The sequence below is a fragment of the Yoonia sp. R2331 genome (assembly GCF_041103235.1).
GTDB lineage: Bacteria > Pseudomonadota > Alphaproteobacteria > Rhodobacterales > Rhodobacteraceae > CANMYO01.
This window is the reverse complement of the sequence record NZ_JBGCUN010000001.1, coordinates 1,076,588-1,092,640: the sequence shown is the minus strand read 5'-3', so window position 1 is coordinate 1,092,640 and position 16,053 is coordinate 1,076,588. Positions and strand designations below refer to the sequence as shown.

General features: G+C 58.2%; 20 protein-coding genes. All 20 read right to left on the bottom strand.

Annotated elements, in window-relative coordinates:
• Position 1 precedes the first annotated feature (1 nt).
• Complete coding sequence (locus AB3Y40_RS05505; protein ID WP_369437788.1) at positions 2-1,543, bottom strand: NADH-quinone oxidoreductase subunit M; 1,542 nt, start codon at positions 1,541-1,543, stop codon at positions 2-4.
• The gene (gene nuoL, locus AB3Y40_RS05500) at positions 1,543-3,651 is read right to left on the bottom strand and encodes an NADH-quinone oxidoreductase subunit L (RefSeq protein WP_369437787.1); all 2,109 of its coding nucleotides are present in this window, start codon (positions 3,649-3,651) and stop codon (positions 1,543-1,545) included. The genes AB3Y40_RS05505 and nuoL overlap by 1 nt, the downstream gene beginning before the upstream one ends.
• A gap of 4 nt (positions 3,652-3,655) precedes the next feature.
• A complete protein-coding gene (gene nuoK / locus AB3Y40_RS05495) occupies positions 3,656-3,961 on the bottom strand; it encodes an NADH-quinone oxidoreductase subunit NuoK (protein WP_129763037.1) in 306 nt (101 codons plus the stop codon).
• 70 nt (positions 3,962-4,031) lie between these two features.
• Positions 4,032-4,637, bottom strand: a complete 606-nt coding sequence (locus AB3Y40_RS05490; protein WP_369437786.1) for an NADH-quinone oxidoreductase subunit J — start codon at positions 4,635-4,637, stop codon at positions 4,032-4,034.
• The gene (locus AB3Y40_RS05485; RefSeq protein WP_369437785.1) at positions 4,634-5,032 is read right to left on the bottom strand and encodes a carboxymuconolactone decarboxylase family protein; all 399 of its coding nucleotides are present in this window, start codon (positions 5,030-5,032) and stop codon (positions 4,634-4,636) included. Before AB3Y40_RS05485 ends, AB3Y40_RS05490 begins: the two co-directional genes overlap by 4 nt.
• Positions 5,029-5,418 (bottom strand): carboxymuconolactone decarboxylase family protein, encoded by a 390-nt coding sequence (locus AB3Y40_RS05480; protein WP_369437784.1) that lies wholly within the window; start codon positions 5,416-5,418, stop codon positions 5,029-5,031. Before AB3Y40_RS05480 ends, AB3Y40_RS05485 begins: the two co-directional genes overlap by 4 nt.
• Positions 5,415-5,900 (bottom strand): NADH-quinone oxidoreductase subunit NuoI, encoded by a 486-nt coding sequence (nuoI, locus tag AB3Y40_RS05475; RefSeq protein WP_369437783.1) that lies wholly within the window; start codon positions 5,898-5,900, stop codon positions 5,415-5,417. Before nuoI ends, AB3Y40_RS05480 begins: the two co-directional genes overlap by 4 nt.
• Positions 5,900-6,130 carry a hypothetical protein gene (locus AB3Y40_RS05470; protein ID WP_369437782.1) on the bottom strand — a complete coding sequence of 77 codons (231 nt, stop codon included), beginning with the start codon at positions 6,128-6,130 and terminating at the stop codon, positions 5,900-5,902. Before AB3Y40_RS05470 ends, nuoI begins: the two co-directional genes overlap by 1 nt.
• A 67-nt stretch (positions 6,131-6,197) precedes the next feature.
• Positions 6,198-7,238, bottom strand: coding sequence for an NADH-quinone oxidoreductase subunit NuoH (gene nuoH, locus AB3Y40_RS05465; RefSeq protein ID WP_369437781.1), 1,041 nt, complete (start codon positions 7,236-7,238; stop codon positions 6,198-6,200).
• A gap of 12 nt (positions 7,239-7,250) precedes the next feature.
• Complete coding sequence (locus tag AB3Y40_RS05460) at positions 7,251-7,634, bottom strand: hypothetical protein (protein ID WP_459553968.1); 384 nt, start codon at positions 7,632-7,634, stop codon at positions 7,251-7,253.
• A gap of 3 nt (positions 7,635-7,637) precedes the next feature.
• Positions 7,638-9,653 (bottom strand): NADH-quinone oxidoreductase subunit NuoG, encoded by a 2,016-nt coding sequence (gene nuoG / locus AB3Y40_RS05455; protein ID WP_369437780.1) that lies wholly within the window; start codon positions 9,651-9,653, stop codon positions 7,638-7,640.
• Positions 9,654-9,778: 125 nt separating this feature from the next.
• Positions 9,779-10,183, bottom strand: a complete 405-nt coding sequence (locus tag AB3Y40_RS05450) for a DUF5333 domain-containing protein (protein ID WP_369437779.1) — start codon at positions 10,181-10,183, stop codon at positions 9,779-9,781.
• A gap of 255 nt (positions 10,184-10,438) precedes the next feature.
• The gene (locus AB3Y40_RS05445) at positions 10,439-10,885 is read right to left on the bottom strand and encodes a DUF3291 domain-containing protein (protein ID WP_369439611.1); all 447 of its coding nucleotides are present in this window, start codon (positions 10,883-10,885) and stop codon (positions 10,439-10,441) included.
• A 190-nt stretch (positions 10,886-11,075) separates the two neighbouring features.
• On the bottom strand, positions 11,076-11,540 hold the full coding sequence (locus AB3Y40_RS05440) for a DUF3291 domain-containing protein (RefSeq protein ID WP_369437778.1): 465 nt from the start codon (positions 11,538-11,540) through the stop codon (positions 11,076-11,078).
• On the bottom strand, positions 11,540-11,818 hold the full coding sequence (locus AB3Y40_RS05435) for a hypothetical protein (RefSeq protein WP_369437777.1): 279 nt from the start codon (positions 11,816-11,818) through the stop codon (positions 11,540-11,542). Before AB3Y40_RS05435 ends, AB3Y40_RS05440 begins: the two co-directional genes overlap by 1 nt.
• 8 nt (positions 11,819-11,826) lie before the next feature.
• On the bottom strand, positions 11,827-12,423 hold the full coding sequence (locus tag AB3Y40_RS05430; RefSeq protein WP_369437776.1) for a hypothetical protein: 597 nt from the start codon (positions 12,421-12,423) through the stop codon (positions 11,827-11,829).
• A complete protein-coding gene (nuoF, locus tag AB3Y40_RS05425) occupies positions 12,423-13,709 on the bottom strand; it encodes an NADH-quinone oxidoreductase subunit NuoF (RefSeq protein WP_369437775.1) in 1,287 nt (428 codons plus the stop codon). The genes AB3Y40_RS05430 and nuoF overlap by 1 nt, the downstream gene beginning before the upstream one ends.
• Positions 13,710-13,725: 16 nt before the next feature.
• Positions 13,726-13,980, bottom strand: coding sequence for a DUF5337 family protein (locus AB3Y40_RS05420; RefSeq protein WP_369437774.1), 255 nt, complete (start codon positions 13,978-13,980; stop codon positions 13,726-13,728).
• 147 nt (positions 13,981-14,127) lie between these two features.
• Positions 14,128-14,784, bottom strand: a complete 657-nt coding sequence (locus AB3Y40_RS05415) for an NADH:ubiquinone oxidoreductase (protein WP_369437773.1) — start codon at positions 14,782-14,784, stop codon at positions 14,128-14,130.
• A 171-nt stretch (positions 14,785-14,955) separates the two neighbouring features.
• Positions 14,956-16,053 (bottom strand): NADH-quinone oxidoreductase subunit E, encoded by a 1,098-nt coding sequence (locus AB3Y40_RS05410; RefSeq protein ID WP_369437772.1) that lies wholly within the window; start codon positions 16,051-16,053, stop codon positions 14,956-14,958.

Sequence of the window (16,053 nt, the reverse complement as noted above, 5' to 3'; positions counted from 1 at the left end):
CTTAGTTCGATGCAACTTGGTTCGCGGCCTCAAAGGTCGCGGTTGCGATGTCATATTGCCCGATCAGCGCCTGCACGCTTGGCCCGATGGTGTCCAGCACAGGTGCCGGGTAAACGCCCAGCAGCAGCGTCATGAAGACCAGCGGCGCAAAGATCGCGCGTTCGCGCGTGGTCATATCGGAAATGGTTTTCAGGCTTTCCTTGATCAGATCACCCATCACCACGCGGCGGTAAAGCCAAAGCGCATAGGCCGCCGACAGGATCACACCCGAGGTCGCGATCACCGCGATCCAGGTGTTGACCTGGAAAATCCCCATCAGGGTCAGGAATTCACCGATAAAGCCGGACGTTCCCGGCAGGCCGACGTTCGCCATCGTGAAGAACATGAAGATCAGCGCATAGGCCGGCATCCGGTTCACCAACCCGCCATAGGCGTCAATCTCGCGCGTGTGCATCCGGTCGTAGATCACACCGACACACAAGAACAGCGCGCCCGAGATAAAGCCGTGGCTGATCATCTGGAAAATCGCACCGTCGATGCCCTGTTGGTTCACCGCAAAGATGCCCATGGTCACATAACCCATGTGCGCAACCGACGAATAAGCAATCAGCTTTTTCATGTCCTGCTGCACCAGCGCGACCAGCGAGGTGTAGACGATGGCAATGGCGGATAGCGACAAGACCAGTGGCCCCATCACCTCAGACCCAACGGGGAACATCGGCAGGCTGAACCGCAAGAAGCCGTAGCCGCCCATTTTCAACAGAATTGCTGCCAGCACGACCGAACCTGCGGTGGGCGCCTGAACGTGTGCATCGGGCAGCCAAGTATGCACTGGCCACATCGGCATCTTGACGGCGAAGCTTGCGAAGAACGCAATCCACATCAGCGTCTGTGCGCCACCAATGATCTGGATACCCAGCAGGCTGAAGCTTTCAGAGCCAAAGGAATGCGTCATCAGCGTCGGGATATCAGTGGTGCCCGCGTCCACGAACATCGCCACCATCGCCACCAGCATCAGCACAGAGCCAAGGAAGGTATAAAGGAAGAACTTGAAGGACGCATAGATGCGGTCCTTTCCGCCCCAGATTCCAATAATCAGGAACATCGGGATCAGCCCGGCCTCGAAGAACAGGTAGAACAGCACCAGATCCAGCGCCATGAAGACGCCCAGCATCAGCGTCTCAAGGATCAGGAAGGCAATCATGTATTCCTTGACCCGTGTTTTCACGTCCCAACAGGCGGCAATCACCAGCGGCATCAGGAATGTGGTCAGCAGTACAAACAGCACGCTGATCCCGTCAACGCCCATCTTGTATTTCAGGCCCAGCAGCCAGTCGCGTTCTTCCACGAACTGGAACCCGGTGTTCTGCGGATCAAATCCGAACCAGATGAACAGCGACACAAGGAACGTGGCCCCCGTGACGACCAGCGCCACCCATTTGGCGTTGCGTTGTGCGGCCTCGTCATCGCCGCGCAGGAAGATGGCCAGAATGGCCGCCCCCAGCAGCGGAATGAAGGTTGTGAGCGAAAGGAGGTTGCCCATCAGTTATATCCCCCGGACAGAGAAACCCAGGTCAGCAGCACAGCAAGGCCCAGAACCATCGCGAATGCATAGGTGAAAAGATAGCCAGACTGCGCGCGCCCGGCGAGCTTGGTGAAGAACGGGATGATCCCCATTGCCACACCGTTGATGCCACCGTCGATCGTGCCCTGATCGCCGCGCTTCCACAGGAAGCTGCCGATCGCCTTGGCGGGCCGCACAAAGATCAGGTCGTAAAGCTCGTCAAAGTACCACTTATTGAGCAGGAAGTTATACAGCGGGCGCTGGTTTTCGGCCAGTTTCGCAGGCCAGTCGGGCCGCCGGATATACATCTGATAGGCCAGCAAGAACCCGGCCAACATCGCAATGAACGGGCTTAGCTTGACCCACTTGGGCACCAGATGCGCCTCGTGCAGGACATGGTTGTCGGGATGCTTGAAGATGGCGCCCTTGCCCGGCTCGGCAGGCCATTCCGCACCGTGTTCGTCGCCGTGCTCATCCGTCTCTTCACCCGCAGCAAAGGCCGGTGAAATCAACGTAAAGCCCAGCTCGGCATGTGCTTCTTCCTTGGCTTCGATCACGCCAAAGAATTTGCCCACACTCGCGTCCGAGCCAAAGTAAGGCTTGTAGAACACCATGCCGCTGAAAATCGCACCCACTGCCAGAACAGCGAGTGGAACCAGCATCACATTGGGGCTTTCGTGGGCATGTTCATGGGTATGCGCATCCCCTCGTGGTGTGCCATAGAAGGTCAGGAACATCAGACGCCAGCTGTAGAAACTGGTCATTGCGGCGGCCAGAACAAGGATCCAAAAGGCATAGCCCGCATGCGCTGCATAGGCGCTTTCGATGATCGCGTCCTTGGACACGAAGCCCGCAAAACCAACCGGGAAACCGATGTAAAGCAGCGGAATGCCGACCCCGGTGATCGCAAGCGTGCCGATCATCATGGCCCAGAACGTCTTGGGCATCTTGTCTTTCAGCCCGCCATAGTTCCGCATGTCCTGTTCGTGATGCATCCCGTGGATCACCGAACCGGCCCCAAGAAACAGCATCGCCTTGAAGAACGCGTGTGTCAGAAGGTGGAACATCGCGACCGAATAGACGCCGACACCTGCCGCCACGAACATGTATCCCAACTGCGAACAGGTGGAATAGGCGATCACGCGCTTGATGTCGTTCTGCACCAGACCCACGGTCGCGGCAAAGAACGCGGTTGTGGCCCCCAGATAGACGATGAATGTCTTGGTCTCTGGCGCGAATTCCATCAGCGGCGACATGCGGCAGACAAGGAACACACCTGCCGTCACCATGGTCGCGGCGTGGATCAGCGCGGACACCGGTGTCGGGCCTTCCATCGCGTCGGGCAACCATGTGTGCAGGAACAGCTGCGCCGATTTCCCCATGGCCCCCACGAACAGCAGGAAGGCCAGCAGGTTGGCGGCATTCCAGTCGGTCCACATGAAGGTCAGCGTGGTTTCCGCCAGCTCGGGGGCTGCGGCAAAGATGTCATCAAAGCGGATGCTGTCGGTCAGATAGAACAGGCCGAAAATCCCCAGCGCAAAGCCAAAGTCACCGACCCGGTTGACCACAAAGGCCTTGATCGCGGCGGCGTTGGCGCTGGGTTTCTTGTAGTAGAACCCGATCAGCAGGTATGACGCGACGCCCACCCCTTCCCAGCCAAAGAACATCTGCACAAGGTTGTCAGCTGTCACCAGCATCAGCATCGCAAAGGTAAAGAACGACAGGTACGCAAAGAACCGGGCCTTATATGCGACCCCTTCGCCAAAGTTCTCGTCATGGGCCATGTAGCCAAAGGAATAAAGGTGTACGAGCGCCGAAACGGTGGTGATCACAATCAGCATCGTGGCGGTCAATCGGTCCATCCGAATGGCCCAATCGGTGCTGAGTGTGCCGCTTTCGATCCAACGCAGGATCTGAATGCTCTCGGTTGTGCCGTCAAACGTCAGAAAGACGATCCACGACAAAAAAGCCGACAGGAACAACAGCGAGGTTGTCAGCCACTGGGCGGCTGTCTCGCCCATGATCTTCCAGCCAAAGCCTGCAATCAGCGCGCCCACCAGCGGGGCAAAGAGGATGATGGTTTCCATCCGTTCAGCCTTTCATCACGTTGACGTCTTCAACGTCGATGGTTCCGCGGTTGCGGAAGAAACAGACAAGGATCGCCAGCCCAATCGCGGCCTCGGCGGCCGCGACAGTCAGCACGAAAAGGGTGAACACCTGCCCGACCAGATCGTTGAGGAAGCTGGAGAAGGCCACAAAGTTGATATTCACCGCCAGCAGCATCAATTCGATGCTCATCAACAGGATGATCACGTTCTTGCGGTTCAGGAACAGGCCAAAGATGCCAATGACAAAGAGCGCCGCCGCGACCGTGAGGTAGTGTTCAAGTCCGATCATTGGTCTGTGTCCTTTGCAACCCGCGCAAAACTCTTCGAAGAGTTTTGGCAAATTTCTTCGAAGAAATTTGTCATAGCCCCTGCCCCGGTTTCACGTCTTTCAGCTCCATCGCGGTCGCCGGATCGCGGTGCATCTGGGCGATCACGTTCTGGCGCTTGATGTCCACACGGTGGCGCAGGGTCAGGACAATCGCCCCGATCATCGCGACCAGCAGGATCAGACCCGCAAGCTGGAATAGCATGATGTATTTGTCGTAAATCAACAGACCAAGTGCTGCTGTGTTTTCCGCGTCACCCACCGGTGCCGCAATGTTGGCAGCGGCGTTTTTGTCAAAGCCCCATGTGCCAAAGGCAATCGCCATCTGCATCAGGATCACCACGCCGATCAGCAAACCCAGCGGCAGATACTTCGACATTTCCGCCTTTAACTCGGCGAAATCCACGTCCAGCATCATCACGACAAAGAGGAACAGCACCGCGACTGCACCCACGTAGACGATGATCAGCAGCATCGCCACAAATTCGGCCCCCAAGGTCACGAACAACCCGGCGGACGATAGGAAAGCAAGGATGAGCCACAGCACCGAATGCACCGGGTTTCGGCTGATCACGGTCATCAAGCCGCCCAGGACGGTCGAGATCGCGAACAGATAAAAGGTAAAGGCAAACACGGTCATGCGTCGCTATCCTTGTCTAAGACTTCCGTGGCGAGCTCCATCGCCTTGGTCATGGCTGGCACGCCGCCAAACATCGCGGCCTGCGCGATGGTTTCGGCAATTTCCTGTTTCGTGGCCCCCGCTTCGACCGCGTGGCGCACGGTCAGGCGCACCTGCGCTTCGGCCTGCGCGCCCATGATGGTCAGCCCCATCAGCGTCAGCAGCAGACGGGTTTTGGCATCCAGCCCTTCGGGATTCATGCCTTTTCCAAGGAAGGTTTCCATCAGGTCCTTTGGCATGGTCGGGAACATGTCTTCGAACCCTTTGGGCGTGAACGCCTCCATCGCCGGGTTGAATTGCTTCACCCAGTCCTGACTCATCTTCATCATTGCATCAAATGGGTTCTGATCGGTCATGCGGCATCCTCCGCCTCAAAGACCTCAATCGCGGCGTTCAACCCGTTGATCATCGACGGAAAACCACCATACAGAGTCATCTGATAAATGATCTCACAGATCTCTTCTCGGCTGGCGCCAACGTTGCGGGCGCTGGCGATATTCACCTTCAATTGCGGTTTGGTTTGACCACCCTGGGCCGTCAGGGCCGCAATCGTTGCCAACAGCCGCGTTTTTTCATCCACTACGCCACGGGCATAGAATGTACCGTAAGGCACCTCGACAACCATCCGTGACAAGCCGGGCACAAGATCGTCGTAACGTGCCGCAAGCGCCGCCTCCATGCCGGGGTTGACCTTTTCCGAAAGAGCCTGACCTTGCTGATATGCCGTGGTGCTTTGTGTCATCGGTAGGGCGCATCCAGTTCGAGGTTGCGCGCGATCTCGGCTTCCCAGCGGTCACCGTTGGCCAGAAGCTTGTCTTTGTCGTAGTAAAGCTCTTCACGTGTTTCGGTTGAGAACTCGAAATTCGGGCCTTCGACGATGGCATCCACCGGGCAAGCCTCTTGGCAGAAACCGCAATAGATGCACTTGGTCATGTCGATGTCATAGCGCGTGGTGCGGCGGCTGCCGTCGTCACGCGGTTCGGCGTCGATGGTGATGGCTTGCGCGGGGCAGACGGCCTCGCACAGCTTACATGCGATGCAGCGTTCTTCACCGTTGGGATAACGACGCAGCGCGTGTTCACCCCGGAAACGCGGGGACAACGGCCCCTTTTCATGGGGATAATTGATCGTGACCTTGGGCCGAAAGAAGTGTTTGAACCCCAGTCGGAACCCCTGCCAGAAATCCATCAGCAGGAAATATTTGGCGGCGCGGTTGTAGTCCATCAGATCACGTCCTCCAGCGCGCCACAGGAAATATCAATCTCTTTCCAGTCTTCGAGATCACTTGATACTCCTAGGTCACGAAGCTTCTCGTTCTTCAAGTAAAGGGTCGAATGCCCATATCGAATACTCGTCAGAGCGTCATCCAAACTAAAGAACCATGATGTCGTGGTCCCAAGCCCGCGGTCAAACTTGGTTTTGGGGTGGGCCTGAACAATCCAATACCCATGCATGTCCTTTCCTGACGGCCGCAGTTCCCAACTTCCATTTTCGTTTTCGTAGACGTGAGCCTCCATTACTTCAGCCTCCGATCGCGTAGCGTGCCCAAAGGCCGCCAAACACTTCAAATTTCGCCATAAAGGCCACGAACACGACCCAGGCCAGTGACATCGGCAGGAAGACTTTCCAGCCAATGCGCATCAATTGGTCGTAGCGGTAGCGCGGGGTGATCGCCTTAACCATCGAGAAGGCGAAGAACACCAGCGCCATTTTCAGCACCATCCACAGCACGCCATCCGGCAGGCCGGGGATCGGCGACAACCAGCCGCCGAAGAACAGCAGCGACACCAGTGCGCACATCAGCACCACCGCCATCAGCTCGCCAATCATAAAGAGCAGGAATGGCGTTGAGGAATATTCGACCTGATATCCGGCAACGAGTTCCGATTCTGCCTCTGGCAGGTCGAACGGTGGGCGGTTTGTTTCCGCCAAGGCGCTGATAAAGAACAGGAACAGCATCGGGAAATGCGCGACCCAGTACCAGTTGAAGATCCCAGCGTTGCCATCTTGCGCCGCGACAATCGCGCCGAAGTTCATCGAGCCGGTCGAGATGATCACACCGATGATGATCAGGCCCAGTGAGACTTCGTAAGAAATCATCTGCGCGGCAGAGCGTAGTGAGCCAAGGAACGGATACTTTGAGTTCGACGCCCAACCGCCCATAATCACACCATAAACTTCGAGTGAGGACACCGCGAAAACATAGAGGATTGCGACATTGATGTCTGAGACGACCCAGCCATCGTTAAACGGGATCACCGCCCAGGCAATCACGGCCAGCACGAAAGAGATCATGGGCGCAAGGAAGAAGACCGCCTTGTCCGCACCCGCAGGCACGACGATTTCCTTGACGATGTATTTCAAGAAGTCCGCAAATGATTGCAGCAGACCAAAGGCACCCACAACGTTGGGGCCCTTGCGCATCATCACGGCGGCCCAGATTTTGCGGTCGGCGTACATCAGGAAGGCCAGCGCCAGCAGCAATGGCACAAGCACCAAAAGGCATTGCCCCAGGATCACAAGGCCCATGCCCAACGTGGTTTCTGTAAAGAATGCCATCATCGTCTTCGTCCCCTACGCTGTTGGTATGCCTGATGCGCCGCAATTGGCGACGATCACTTCAGCGTCTATCGTTTTGGCCCCGGCTGGCAGGTCCGGCGAGATTGTGTAAACAGCATCGGCACGCCAAGTGCCACCCTGCTTGTCCAGATTGGTACGCACGTGGCGTGCAAATCCATATCCGCGGATCAACGCATATTGCGCCGCCGCGCATTCAGCATAAGTCGTGACGGCCTCAGGCCCGTCCGCCCCGCGCAGCGCCACATCAAAACCAACCAGATCACCTTCCAGCAGCCGCGTCTGCACACCGTCATAAGACGGACGCGCACCACCTTGGCTGACCTGCGGGTCAGCACATGCCGCAAGGGCTGCGCAAGTTATGATGGGCCAGACCCGCACCGGTTATTCCGCAGCCACCGCAGGTGCGTTGCGGGCTTTGGCGTTGGCGCTCAGTTCCGCCATTAACTGACTCGCGCGGGCAATCGGATTGGTCAGGTAGTGATCCTTGATTGCCCCTTTGAAATCCGCATCGCCCATCTTCTTGGCGGGCAGCGGCTGCCACGCATTCTCGGCCACTTCGTCGATGTCGCCCAGATGCGGGTGCGCGGCCACAAGGGCGTTGCGCAGTTGCGCCAGTGAATCGAACGGCAATGCCGCGTCCAGTTCCGCGGACAGCGCCCGCAAAATAGCCCAGTTTTCCTTGGCCTCGCCGGGGGCAAAGCCCGCCCGCATCGCCAATTGGGGCCGCCCTTCGGTGTTCACAAACAGCGCGTTCTCTTCGGTATAGGCCGCCGCGGGCAGGATGATATCCGCACGGTGCGCACCCCGGTCGCCATGGCTCCCCTGATAGATCACCACTGGACCCGCCGCGATTTCAACCTCGTCAGCCCCAAGATTGAAGATCACTTCGGCGTCCTTCAACGCCTCCATGCCGCCCTCGGTCGTGGCATCAACGTCCATCGCGCCAACGCGGCCCGCAGCCGTATGCAGCACCATGAACTTCGACGATCCGGCCTCTGCCATGGTCATCGCGGTGCCAAGCACGGCCTCCCCATCAGCCTCGTTCAATGCGCCCTGACCGATTATCATCACACCATTGACGCCAGCCTTGTCGGAATGGTCCATCTTGGCGACCTCGGCCAGCGCCTTGCGACCTGTGCCAAGCTCCATCACCGGGAAGGTCAGATCATCCGGCGCGCCGATCCGTGCTATCTTGGCACCGCGCGACCAGGCCTTGCGCAGACGTGCGTTCAGCACCGGCGCTTCTTCACGCGGGTTGGTGCCGATCAGAATGATCATCTCGGCCTCATCAATGTCTTCAATGCATCCCGTGCCAACATAGCCAGACCGGTTCCCCGCAGGCAGCTTTGCGCCATCGGTGCGACACTCAACTGTGCCGCCCTGCCCTTCGATCAACTGCTTCAATGCGAACGCGGCCTCAACCGGGGCGAGGTCTCCGACCAGCCCGGCAACCTTCTTGCCTTGCATCGCCGCTGCCGCAGCGCTGAGCGCCTCTGGCCAGCTTGCGCTGCGCAGCTTGCCGTTTTCGCGGATGTAAGGGGTGTCGAGACGCTGTCGGCGCAGGCCGTCCCAGACAAAGCGTGTCTTGTCGGAAATCCATTCCTCGTTCACGCCGTCATGGTTGCGCGGCAAAAAGCGCATCACTTCGCGGCCCTTGGTATCCACGCGGATATTGGACCCAAGCGCATCCATCACGTCGATGGATTCGGTCTTGGTCAGCTCCCACGGGCGGGCGGTAAAGGCATAGGGCTTGCTGACCAGCGCGCCCACGGGGCACAGATCAATGATGTTGCCCTGCAAGTTCGAATTCAGTGTCTCGCCCAGATAACTGGTGATCTCTGCGTCCTCACCACGACCGGTCTGGCCCATCTGATGGATGCCCGCGACCTCTGTCGTGAATCGCACGCAGCGCGTGCAGGAAATGCAGCGGGTCATATGGGTTTCAACAAGCGGCCCCAGATCAAGGTCATCTGTTGCACGCTTCGGTTCGCGGAAACGACTAAAGTCGACGCCATAGGCCATCGCCTGATCCTGCAAATCACATTCGCCACCCTGATCGCAAATCGGGCAATCCAGCGGGTGGTTGATCAGCAGGAACTCCATCACGCCCTCGCGGGCTTTCTTCACCATCGGAGAGTTCGTCTTGACCTGCGGCGGCTGTCCTTCGGGACCGGGGCGCAAATCCTTGACCTGCATCGCACAAGACGCAGCTGGCTTAGGCGGACCGCCCACAACTTCGACCAGACACATCCGGCAATTCCCGGCAATCGACAGACGTTCGTGATAGCAAAAGCGCGGGATCTCGATCCCGGCTTCTTCACAGGCCTGAATGAGGGTCATTGCCCCATCCACTTCGACCTCGTTTCCATCGATGACAAGCTTGCGCAGATCGGACATCACGTGCCTTCCGTTCCCTGGTCGCGGCGAGGCGGCTATGCCGCGCGCGCGTTTGGAACGGGTTCTAACGCTATCGGTGGCGCGATGCCAGCGCCAACAGTGATTTTTTGAAGCTCTGAGGCGACTTAACGCAACAGCCGTCCAATCGCGCTGCCCTTGGCAATCTCGGCTCGCCCGACTGTGCAATGGCTTTGCGCATTTCCGGGCACGGCGCCAAGGTCCGCCAGCCGCGCGCGCGCAATCCCTTCAAGGCGATTTTTCTCTGCCTTATCATCTATGTAGGCGTCGATTTCTGCCTCGGTATAGCCAAGATCGCGGGCATGGCTTTTGAGCCCGTTCAAAAAGCTGAGCCCACGGAAAAGCCGGGCCGAGATATCGCCGCATTCTTCGCTGATTTCATAGGCGATGCCGGCGGCAATGATGCCCTCGCGCACATAAGCCACATCTTTCAGCGCGGGCTTGGCCGAACTGGCCCCGGCGACAGTCACAATGGCCAGCGTCGATGCGGCAAATAGGGTTCGTTTCAACATGCTCTTCCTTTGTCCGGGCTTGAGGCCGGTTTCAGGTGTCATGTCGGGGATTTGTCGCTGCTATTCAATATCAGCGTTGGGTGTCGCGCGAAAACCCGCGCGTCAGGTGATCAACGTGTGGTGATAACCCACCTGAACTGCAACAAGCAGCACAAAGAAGTAATAAGCCTTGCGCATGTCATTCTTTCTTTTGAATGACTTAACGTTAATGTCCATCGGGCAAACCACCAACTCACTATTCTGACAGGGTTAACACTACCCGCCAGATCTTAACAAATCCCAACCAAAGGCGTCTTCCGTATCGCCTTTTGTGCGGCGCATGTCGAGTCGTTCCAGTGCTTCGTTTAGCGTTGGCCGATGTCCTTTCGGCACCCACCACATCACGAAATGCTGCTCACCCAGAACTTCGAACCATTCCTTGCGGCGGGCGAAAAACTGTTTGTGGATTGTGCCCCAGACGAACTTTTCAAGGCTGGCTGCGTCTTCCCACACGGTCAGATTGGCAACAAACTGCGGGTCACCGTCAATCTTGGCCTCTGTATTTCCGGTGCCCGGTTCGCCCGAGCCTTCCATCATCCAGACAAACCCCGGCATCCGCTTACCCAGCCCGTTCACCCGGTCGAGGTTATCCATGAACTCCTTGACCCTTGGATCATCAGTGGGTGCAAGCAAGCGCCCAACATTCAGTTCTGCCAAATGCATCATCTATCCAATTATCATGATCACAACGGGGATAACCGCACAAAGGATGATGAAAGCCGAAAGGATAAGCAACCACCGCCCGTGCCGCGCGCGGAAACCCTGATAGTGATCCCACTCTTCACCAACAAACCCGCAAGACGTGCAGGCCTCGCCGCGCGGATAAGGCTTTGTGTTGCACGACGGACAGACATCAGGATGCAGAAACATCGGACCGCCTCCGAAGCTCTGCCCCACCAAAAATTGGCTTACTTGGCCCATCTCGCATCAAATCTTCCCAACGCGCCATCCCTTCCGCGACTGTCGGGCGATGCCCTTCGACGACCTCCCAGATGACCAGATGGCTGCGATCATCGGCCCGGAACCACTCGCTCCCGCGCTTCATGAACCGCCCATGCAGCGTATTTTCGACGAACTGCCAAAGGCTCTGCGCATCACGCCAAACCGACAACGTGCTCGCCGTATTGGGCCGATCCTTCAACGGCCCCTGCGGATCGTTCTGCACCGCATCCATTCCGTCTTCATCCAGCATCCAGATGAACCCATCGGACCGCTGCGCCAGCGCATTCACCCGGTCGAGATTATCCTGAAAATCCTTCAACCGCGGATCATCCCACGGGTATTTCAGCGTACCAAAGTTGAATTCAGCCAGCGGCATCAAGCGCCGCCAAAGAGCCACTGGTAACCGATCACGCCCGCAACGGCGACAACGATCAACAACCCCAAAATGACCCAGAACGAGAAGATCGCCCCGAAGAACCCACCAACTGCCGCCCCGCCAAGCGCGTAGACAAGCGAAGGTGCCGCTGCCGAGGCACTGACCGTGCTGTAGAAATATCCCAGCAGCCCGCCCAAAAGCGCCCCAACCAAACCCGTTACAATCCGCGTCCATTTGGTGCCTTCGGTGCCTGTGACCAGATCAAAATCGTCCAACATCGCAATTCTCACTCAACTGAAACACGCGGTGTTGCCAACAGCTCGTCTGACGCATCACCATCATGCGGCAGTTTCGCAAAGGTCCCATTCAATTCACCTTCAATTGGCTTCAGAAACGACCCGGCCATTGTCCCTTGGGCAATCTCACGCTCGGCATCCTTGCAATCATCCACCAGCCCCCTGCGACCGACCATCCCAATTGCCCGCGTTCCGATATCGACCGTCACACCTGCGTTCCGTATCAGGAAACCGGTATCAACGTCAGGCGCTGACAGCCCATCGTAGCCGTTTGCAACAACTTGCTCTGCGGTCACATCAATTCCCAAGCGCTGGTGAATACCTTCAAGTGTCGCTGGATCGTCAACCGCCAACCGTTCCATTTCATCTTCAAAGAACCGCATTTGACCGTCTCGCGCAGCCTCATCAAACGAATATGCGGGACAGCCCTCCGCGGCACGTCGGGCTGTACTGCTCGCGATAATGGTGTCCACAAAGAGTTGATACCCCACGGCAGGGGTCTCGACAAAACCACGTTCAAGCTCAACAGGGCGTGGGGCGACGTCACAGGCCGTAAGGGCCAAAAGTGCGATGGCCCCGCGTCGCATCACTCCGCCGCGACGCCCACCCGCTTGTGGGCGATCCGGTCTTCGATCTCGTCGCGGAAGTTCTTGATCAGCCCCTGAATAGGCCACGCCGCCGCGTCGCCAAGCGCACAGATCGTATGACCCTCAACCTGCTTGGTCACGTCAAACAGCATGTCGATCTCTTCGGGGCGCGCGTCGCCTTCGACCAGTCGCTTCATCACCCGCATCATCCAGCCGGTGCCTTCGCGGCAGGGCGTGCACTGACCACATGACTCGTGCTTGTAGAACTTTGACAGCCGCCAGATCGCCTTGATCATGTCGACTGAGTTATCCATCACGATCACCGCTGCTGTACCAAGGCCTGACCCCAGCTCGCCGCGCAGGTAATCGAAATCCATGATCGCGTCCTTCATGTGCTCACCGCGCACACAAGGGACCGAGGACCCACCGGGGATGACAGCCTTGAGGTTATCCCACCCACCGCGAATACCGCCGCAGTGTTTCTCGATCAGTTCTTCAAACGGGATCGACATCTCTTCTTCAACCACACAAGGGTTGTTGACGTGGCCCGAGATCGCAAAGAGCTTGGTGCCCGCATTGTTCGGACGGCCCATGCCCGCAAACCATGCACCGCCCCGGCGCAGGATCGTTGGCACCACGGCAATCGATTCCACGTTGTTCACCGTGGTCGGGCAACCATATAGCCCCGCACCCGCCGGGAACGGCGGCTTCATCCGGGGCATGCCCTTTTTGCCTTCAAGGCTTTCGAGCAGTGCTGTCTCTTCACCGCAGATATAGGCACCTGCCCCGTGGGCCAGATAGATGTCGAAATCCCAGCCCGACTTGGCGGCGTTCTTGCCCACCAGCCCTGCGGCATAAGCCTCATCAATGGCGTTTTGCAGCGCCTCTTTCTCGCGGATGTACTCGCCACGAATGTAAATGTAGCAAGCATTCGCATTCATCGCGAAGCTCGCGATCAGGCAACCTTCGATCAGCGTATGCGGGTCATGGCGCATGATCTCGCGGTCTTTACATGTGCCGGGTTCAGATTCGTCAGCGTTCACAACCAGATAGGCTGGACGACCGTCGCTTTCCTTCGGCATGAAAGACCATTTCAAACCTGTTGGGAAACCAGCACCGCCGCGCCCGCGCAGACCGCTGGCCTTCATCTCGTCAATGATCCAGTCCCGGCCCTTTTTGATGATGCCTGCCGTGCCATCCCAATGGCCCCGCGCCTGCGCGCCTTTCAGCGTGCGGTCGTGCATCCCGTAAAGGTTTGTGAAAATGCGGTCCTGATCTTTGAGCATCAGATACGTTCCCTTGCTAGCTACGGGTCTTTTGCCACAGCTTCCACGTGACGACCAGTGACCAAATGAACGCAGCCAAGGATATCAGGTAGAACAGAATTTCAAACTTCGGGGCAAGGCCCAACGCGGTGGTCAACCAAGGTGCCGCAATCGCCAGCACACCGGCAATGGCGATGGTGATCGCAATGATCCGCCCCTGCCGCGCCGTGTCGTCGTTGTGCCCGTCCATCGCCGTCTCCACGTTCCTGACGCTGATGTAGCCGCGCAGCACTGCCCTGTCGAGCGGCCAGCCCCTTCTTCTGGCCAAAAATATCCCGGGGGGCCAGCTTGCTGGCGGGGGCAGCGCCCCCTCCCCGGTTTGTAACGCAAAGCCCCGCCTGCGGTCACAAGCGGGGCCTCTCATCACGTTGGCATCGTCCTAGTAAACGTCGCCCTTTTTCACTTTCTTCGAAAACGCGGTGGTGCCGCCCTTGGCCAATACCTTGGCCTGCTTGACCCATTCGTCGCGGCTGACCCGGCCTTTGAAGCCTTCCAGGTTTTCATCCACCCAAGCGACCTCTTTGGCGCGCCATCCGGCGACCTGATCAAAGTGCCAGACGCCCATCGAATTCAGCAACTTTTCCAGCTTTGGCCCAACACCCTTGATCTGCTTAAGGTCGTCACCTGCACCACCGCGCGGGGCGCTCAACATCTCGGGCTTGCCATCTGCGGCAACCGGTTTGGCCTTTGGTTTGGCTTTGGCGCCAGGTGCTGCTTCGGCCTTTTCCACTGGCTTTGCAGCAGGTGCAGGCGCGGGTTCCGGGGCAGATGTCGCTGCGACGGGCGCAGACGCCGCCGCCGCGGGTGCCGCTGGGGCAGCCTTTGTCACCGGTGTATCGCTTTCGCCCGCGCGCGGGGCCGGTTCACGCCAGCCAAGCATCAGCAAGATTGCCACGATCACAGCAATAATCGCGCCGATGAACAGCGCGCCAATCGCGCCAAAGTCCCACATGACAAAGGCGACACCGGCCGCGATCAGGCCGAATACGACCGCCACGGCGATGATCCCTGAACTGATTGGTGCAGTATCTTTCATCAGAATGTCTCTCCCTCAGGGCCGCTTTGGACGCGTCCCGTACTTTCCCGTTATCGCAATGAATATGCGGCCATATCCAAGTCTCCCCGCAGTATTAGCGGTTTTTTGCACGGAAATATAAGAGAATTTGCTCGGACCGTTCCCCGCAAGCGGAACGACCCGGACATCTGCCTACTTTTTGGCCAGCTCTGCGGCTTGTGCCATCCAGTTGTCGCGTTCGATGCGGCCCTTGAATTTCAACCGGCTATCAACCCATGCAACCTCGGCCTCGGTCCATTTGGCAATCTGGTCAAAGTGCCAGAAGCCCAATTCATTCAACACGCCTTCCAGCTTGGGCCCGACGCCACTGATCAGCTTCAGGTTATCCGCCCCGGACTTGCGCGGCGCGCTCAGCGTGCGCGGCTTTTTCTCACCCGCCGCTGCTGCTGCAGGCTTGGCCGGAGCTGTTGCCTTCGGCTCTGCCTTTGGTTTTGGGGTCGCCTTGGCCTTGGGTGCGGCCTTTGCTTTGGTCGCTGCTTTGGCTTTGGCCGCTGGCTTGGTCTTTGTCGCCACACCTGCCCCGCCATCAACCCACGGCGTCAAAATTGGCACCTCAGTGCCGTCGATCCGCTTCACCGTGTCTCCGATGTCGGTCGCAAGCTGCACACTGGCGTTATACTTGGTCTTGCCGCTGTCGTATTCTTCAAGGCTTGTCAGCCCTTTCAGCGGCTCTGCGGCAAAGCGGCCGTTCTGCGGACCAGGCACCGGCACACCACCGGCGGCGAGTTCGTCGATGATCTCGCCCATGCGGGTCGCGGTAAGATCTTCGTAGTAGTCCTTGCCGATTTGCGCCATCGGCGCATTGGCGCAGGACCCAAGGCACTCGACCTCTTCCCAGGAAAACTTGCCATCTGCGGACAGCGCATGCGGCTCCGCAGCAATCTTTTCTTTGCACACGGCAATCAGATCTTCAGCGCCGCAAATCATACAGGACAACGTACCGCACACCTGAATATGCGCGACCGACCCCACCGGCTGCAGTTGGAACATGAAGTAGAATGTCGCGACCTCAAGCGCGCGAATGTATTCCAGTCCCAGCATCCGGGCGACATATTCAATCGCCGGACGGCTTAGCCAGCCTTCCTGTTCCTGTGCCCGCCACAAAAGCGGAATGATCGCGCTTGCTTGACGGCCTTCGGGGAACTTGGTCATCTGTCCTTCGGCCCAGCGCTGGTTTTCTGGGGTAAAGGCGAAACTGTCGGGTTGGTCAGGGTGCAAACGGCGCAGCAT

Bases quoted from the DNA above. Each gene is read 5' to 3' on its own strand.
- nuoL (WP_369437787.1), bottom strand. From the start codon at position 3,651: ATGGAAACCATCATCCTCTTTGCCCCGCTGGTGGGCGCGCTGATTGCA.
- AB3Y40_RS05485 (WP_369437785.1), bottom strand. From the start codon at position 5,032: ATGACCGATCAGAACCCATTTGATGCAATGATGAAGATGAGTCAGGAC.
- AB3Y40_RS05445 (WP_369439611.1), bottom strand. From the start codon at position 10,885: ATGCATTTGGCAGAACTGAATGTTGGGCGCTTGCTTGCACCCACTGAT.
- AB3Y40_RS05490 (WP_369437786.1), bottom strand. From the start codon at position 4,637: ATGACCGTGTTTGCCTTTACCTTTTATCTGTTCGCGATCTCGACCGTC.
- nuoG (WP_369437780.1), bottom strand. From the start codon at position 9,653: ATGTCCGATCTGCGCAAGCTTGTCATCGATGGAAACGAGGTCGAAGTG.
- AB3Y40_RS05505 (WP_369437788.1), bottom strand. From the start codon at position 1,543: ATGGGCAACCTCCTTTCGCTCACAACCTTCATTCCGCTGCTGGGGGCG.
- nuoH (WP_369437781.1), bottom strand. From the start codon at position 7,238: ATGATGGCATTCTTTACAGAAACCACGTTGGGCATGGGCCTTGTGATC.
- nuoI (WP_369437783.1), bottom strand. From the start codon at position 5,900: ATGGACTACAACCGCGCCGCCAAATATTTCCTGCTGATGGATTTCTGG.
- nuoK (WP_129763037.1), bottom strand. From the start codon at position 3,961: ATGATCGGACTTGAACACTACCTCACGGTCGCGGCGGCGCTCTTTGTC.
- nuoF (WP_369437775.1), bottom strand. From the start codon at position 13,709: ATGCTCAAAGATCAGGACCGCATTTTCACAAACCTTTACGGGATGCAC.
- AB3Y40_RS05450 (WP_369437779.1), bottom strand. From the start codon at position 10,183: ATGTTGAAACGAACCCTATTTGCCGCATCGACGCTGGCCATTGTGACT.
- AB3Y40_RS05410 (WP_369437772.1), bottom strand. From the start codon at position 16,053: ATGCTGCGCCGTTTGCACCCTGACCAACCCGACAGTTTCGCCTTTACC.
- AB3Y40_RS05440 (WP_369437778.1), bottom strand. From the start codon at position 11,540: ATGCCGCTGGCTGAATTCAACTTTGGTACGCTGAAATACCCGTGGGAT.
- AB3Y40_RS05470 (WP_369437782.1), bottom strand. From the start codon at position 6,130: ATGCATGGGTATTGGATTGTTCAGGCCCACCCCAAAACCAAGTTTGAC.
- AB3Y40_RS05415 (WP_369437773.1), bottom strand. From the start codon at position 14,784: ATGAAAGATACTGCACCAATCAGTTCAGGGATCATCGCCGTGGCGGTC.
- AB3Y40_RS05435 (WP_369437777.1), bottom strand. From the start codon at position 11,818: ATGTTGGACGATTTTGATCTGGTCACAGGCACCGAAGGCACCAAATGG.
- AB3Y40_RS05430 (WP_369437776.1), bottom strand. From the start codon at position 12,423: ATGCGACGCGGGGCCATCGCACTTTTGGCCCTTACGGCCTGTGACGTC.
- AB3Y40_RS05480 (WP_369437784.1), bottom strand. From the start codon at position 5,418: ATGACACAAAGCACCACGGCATATCAGCAAGGTCAGGCTCTTTCGGAA.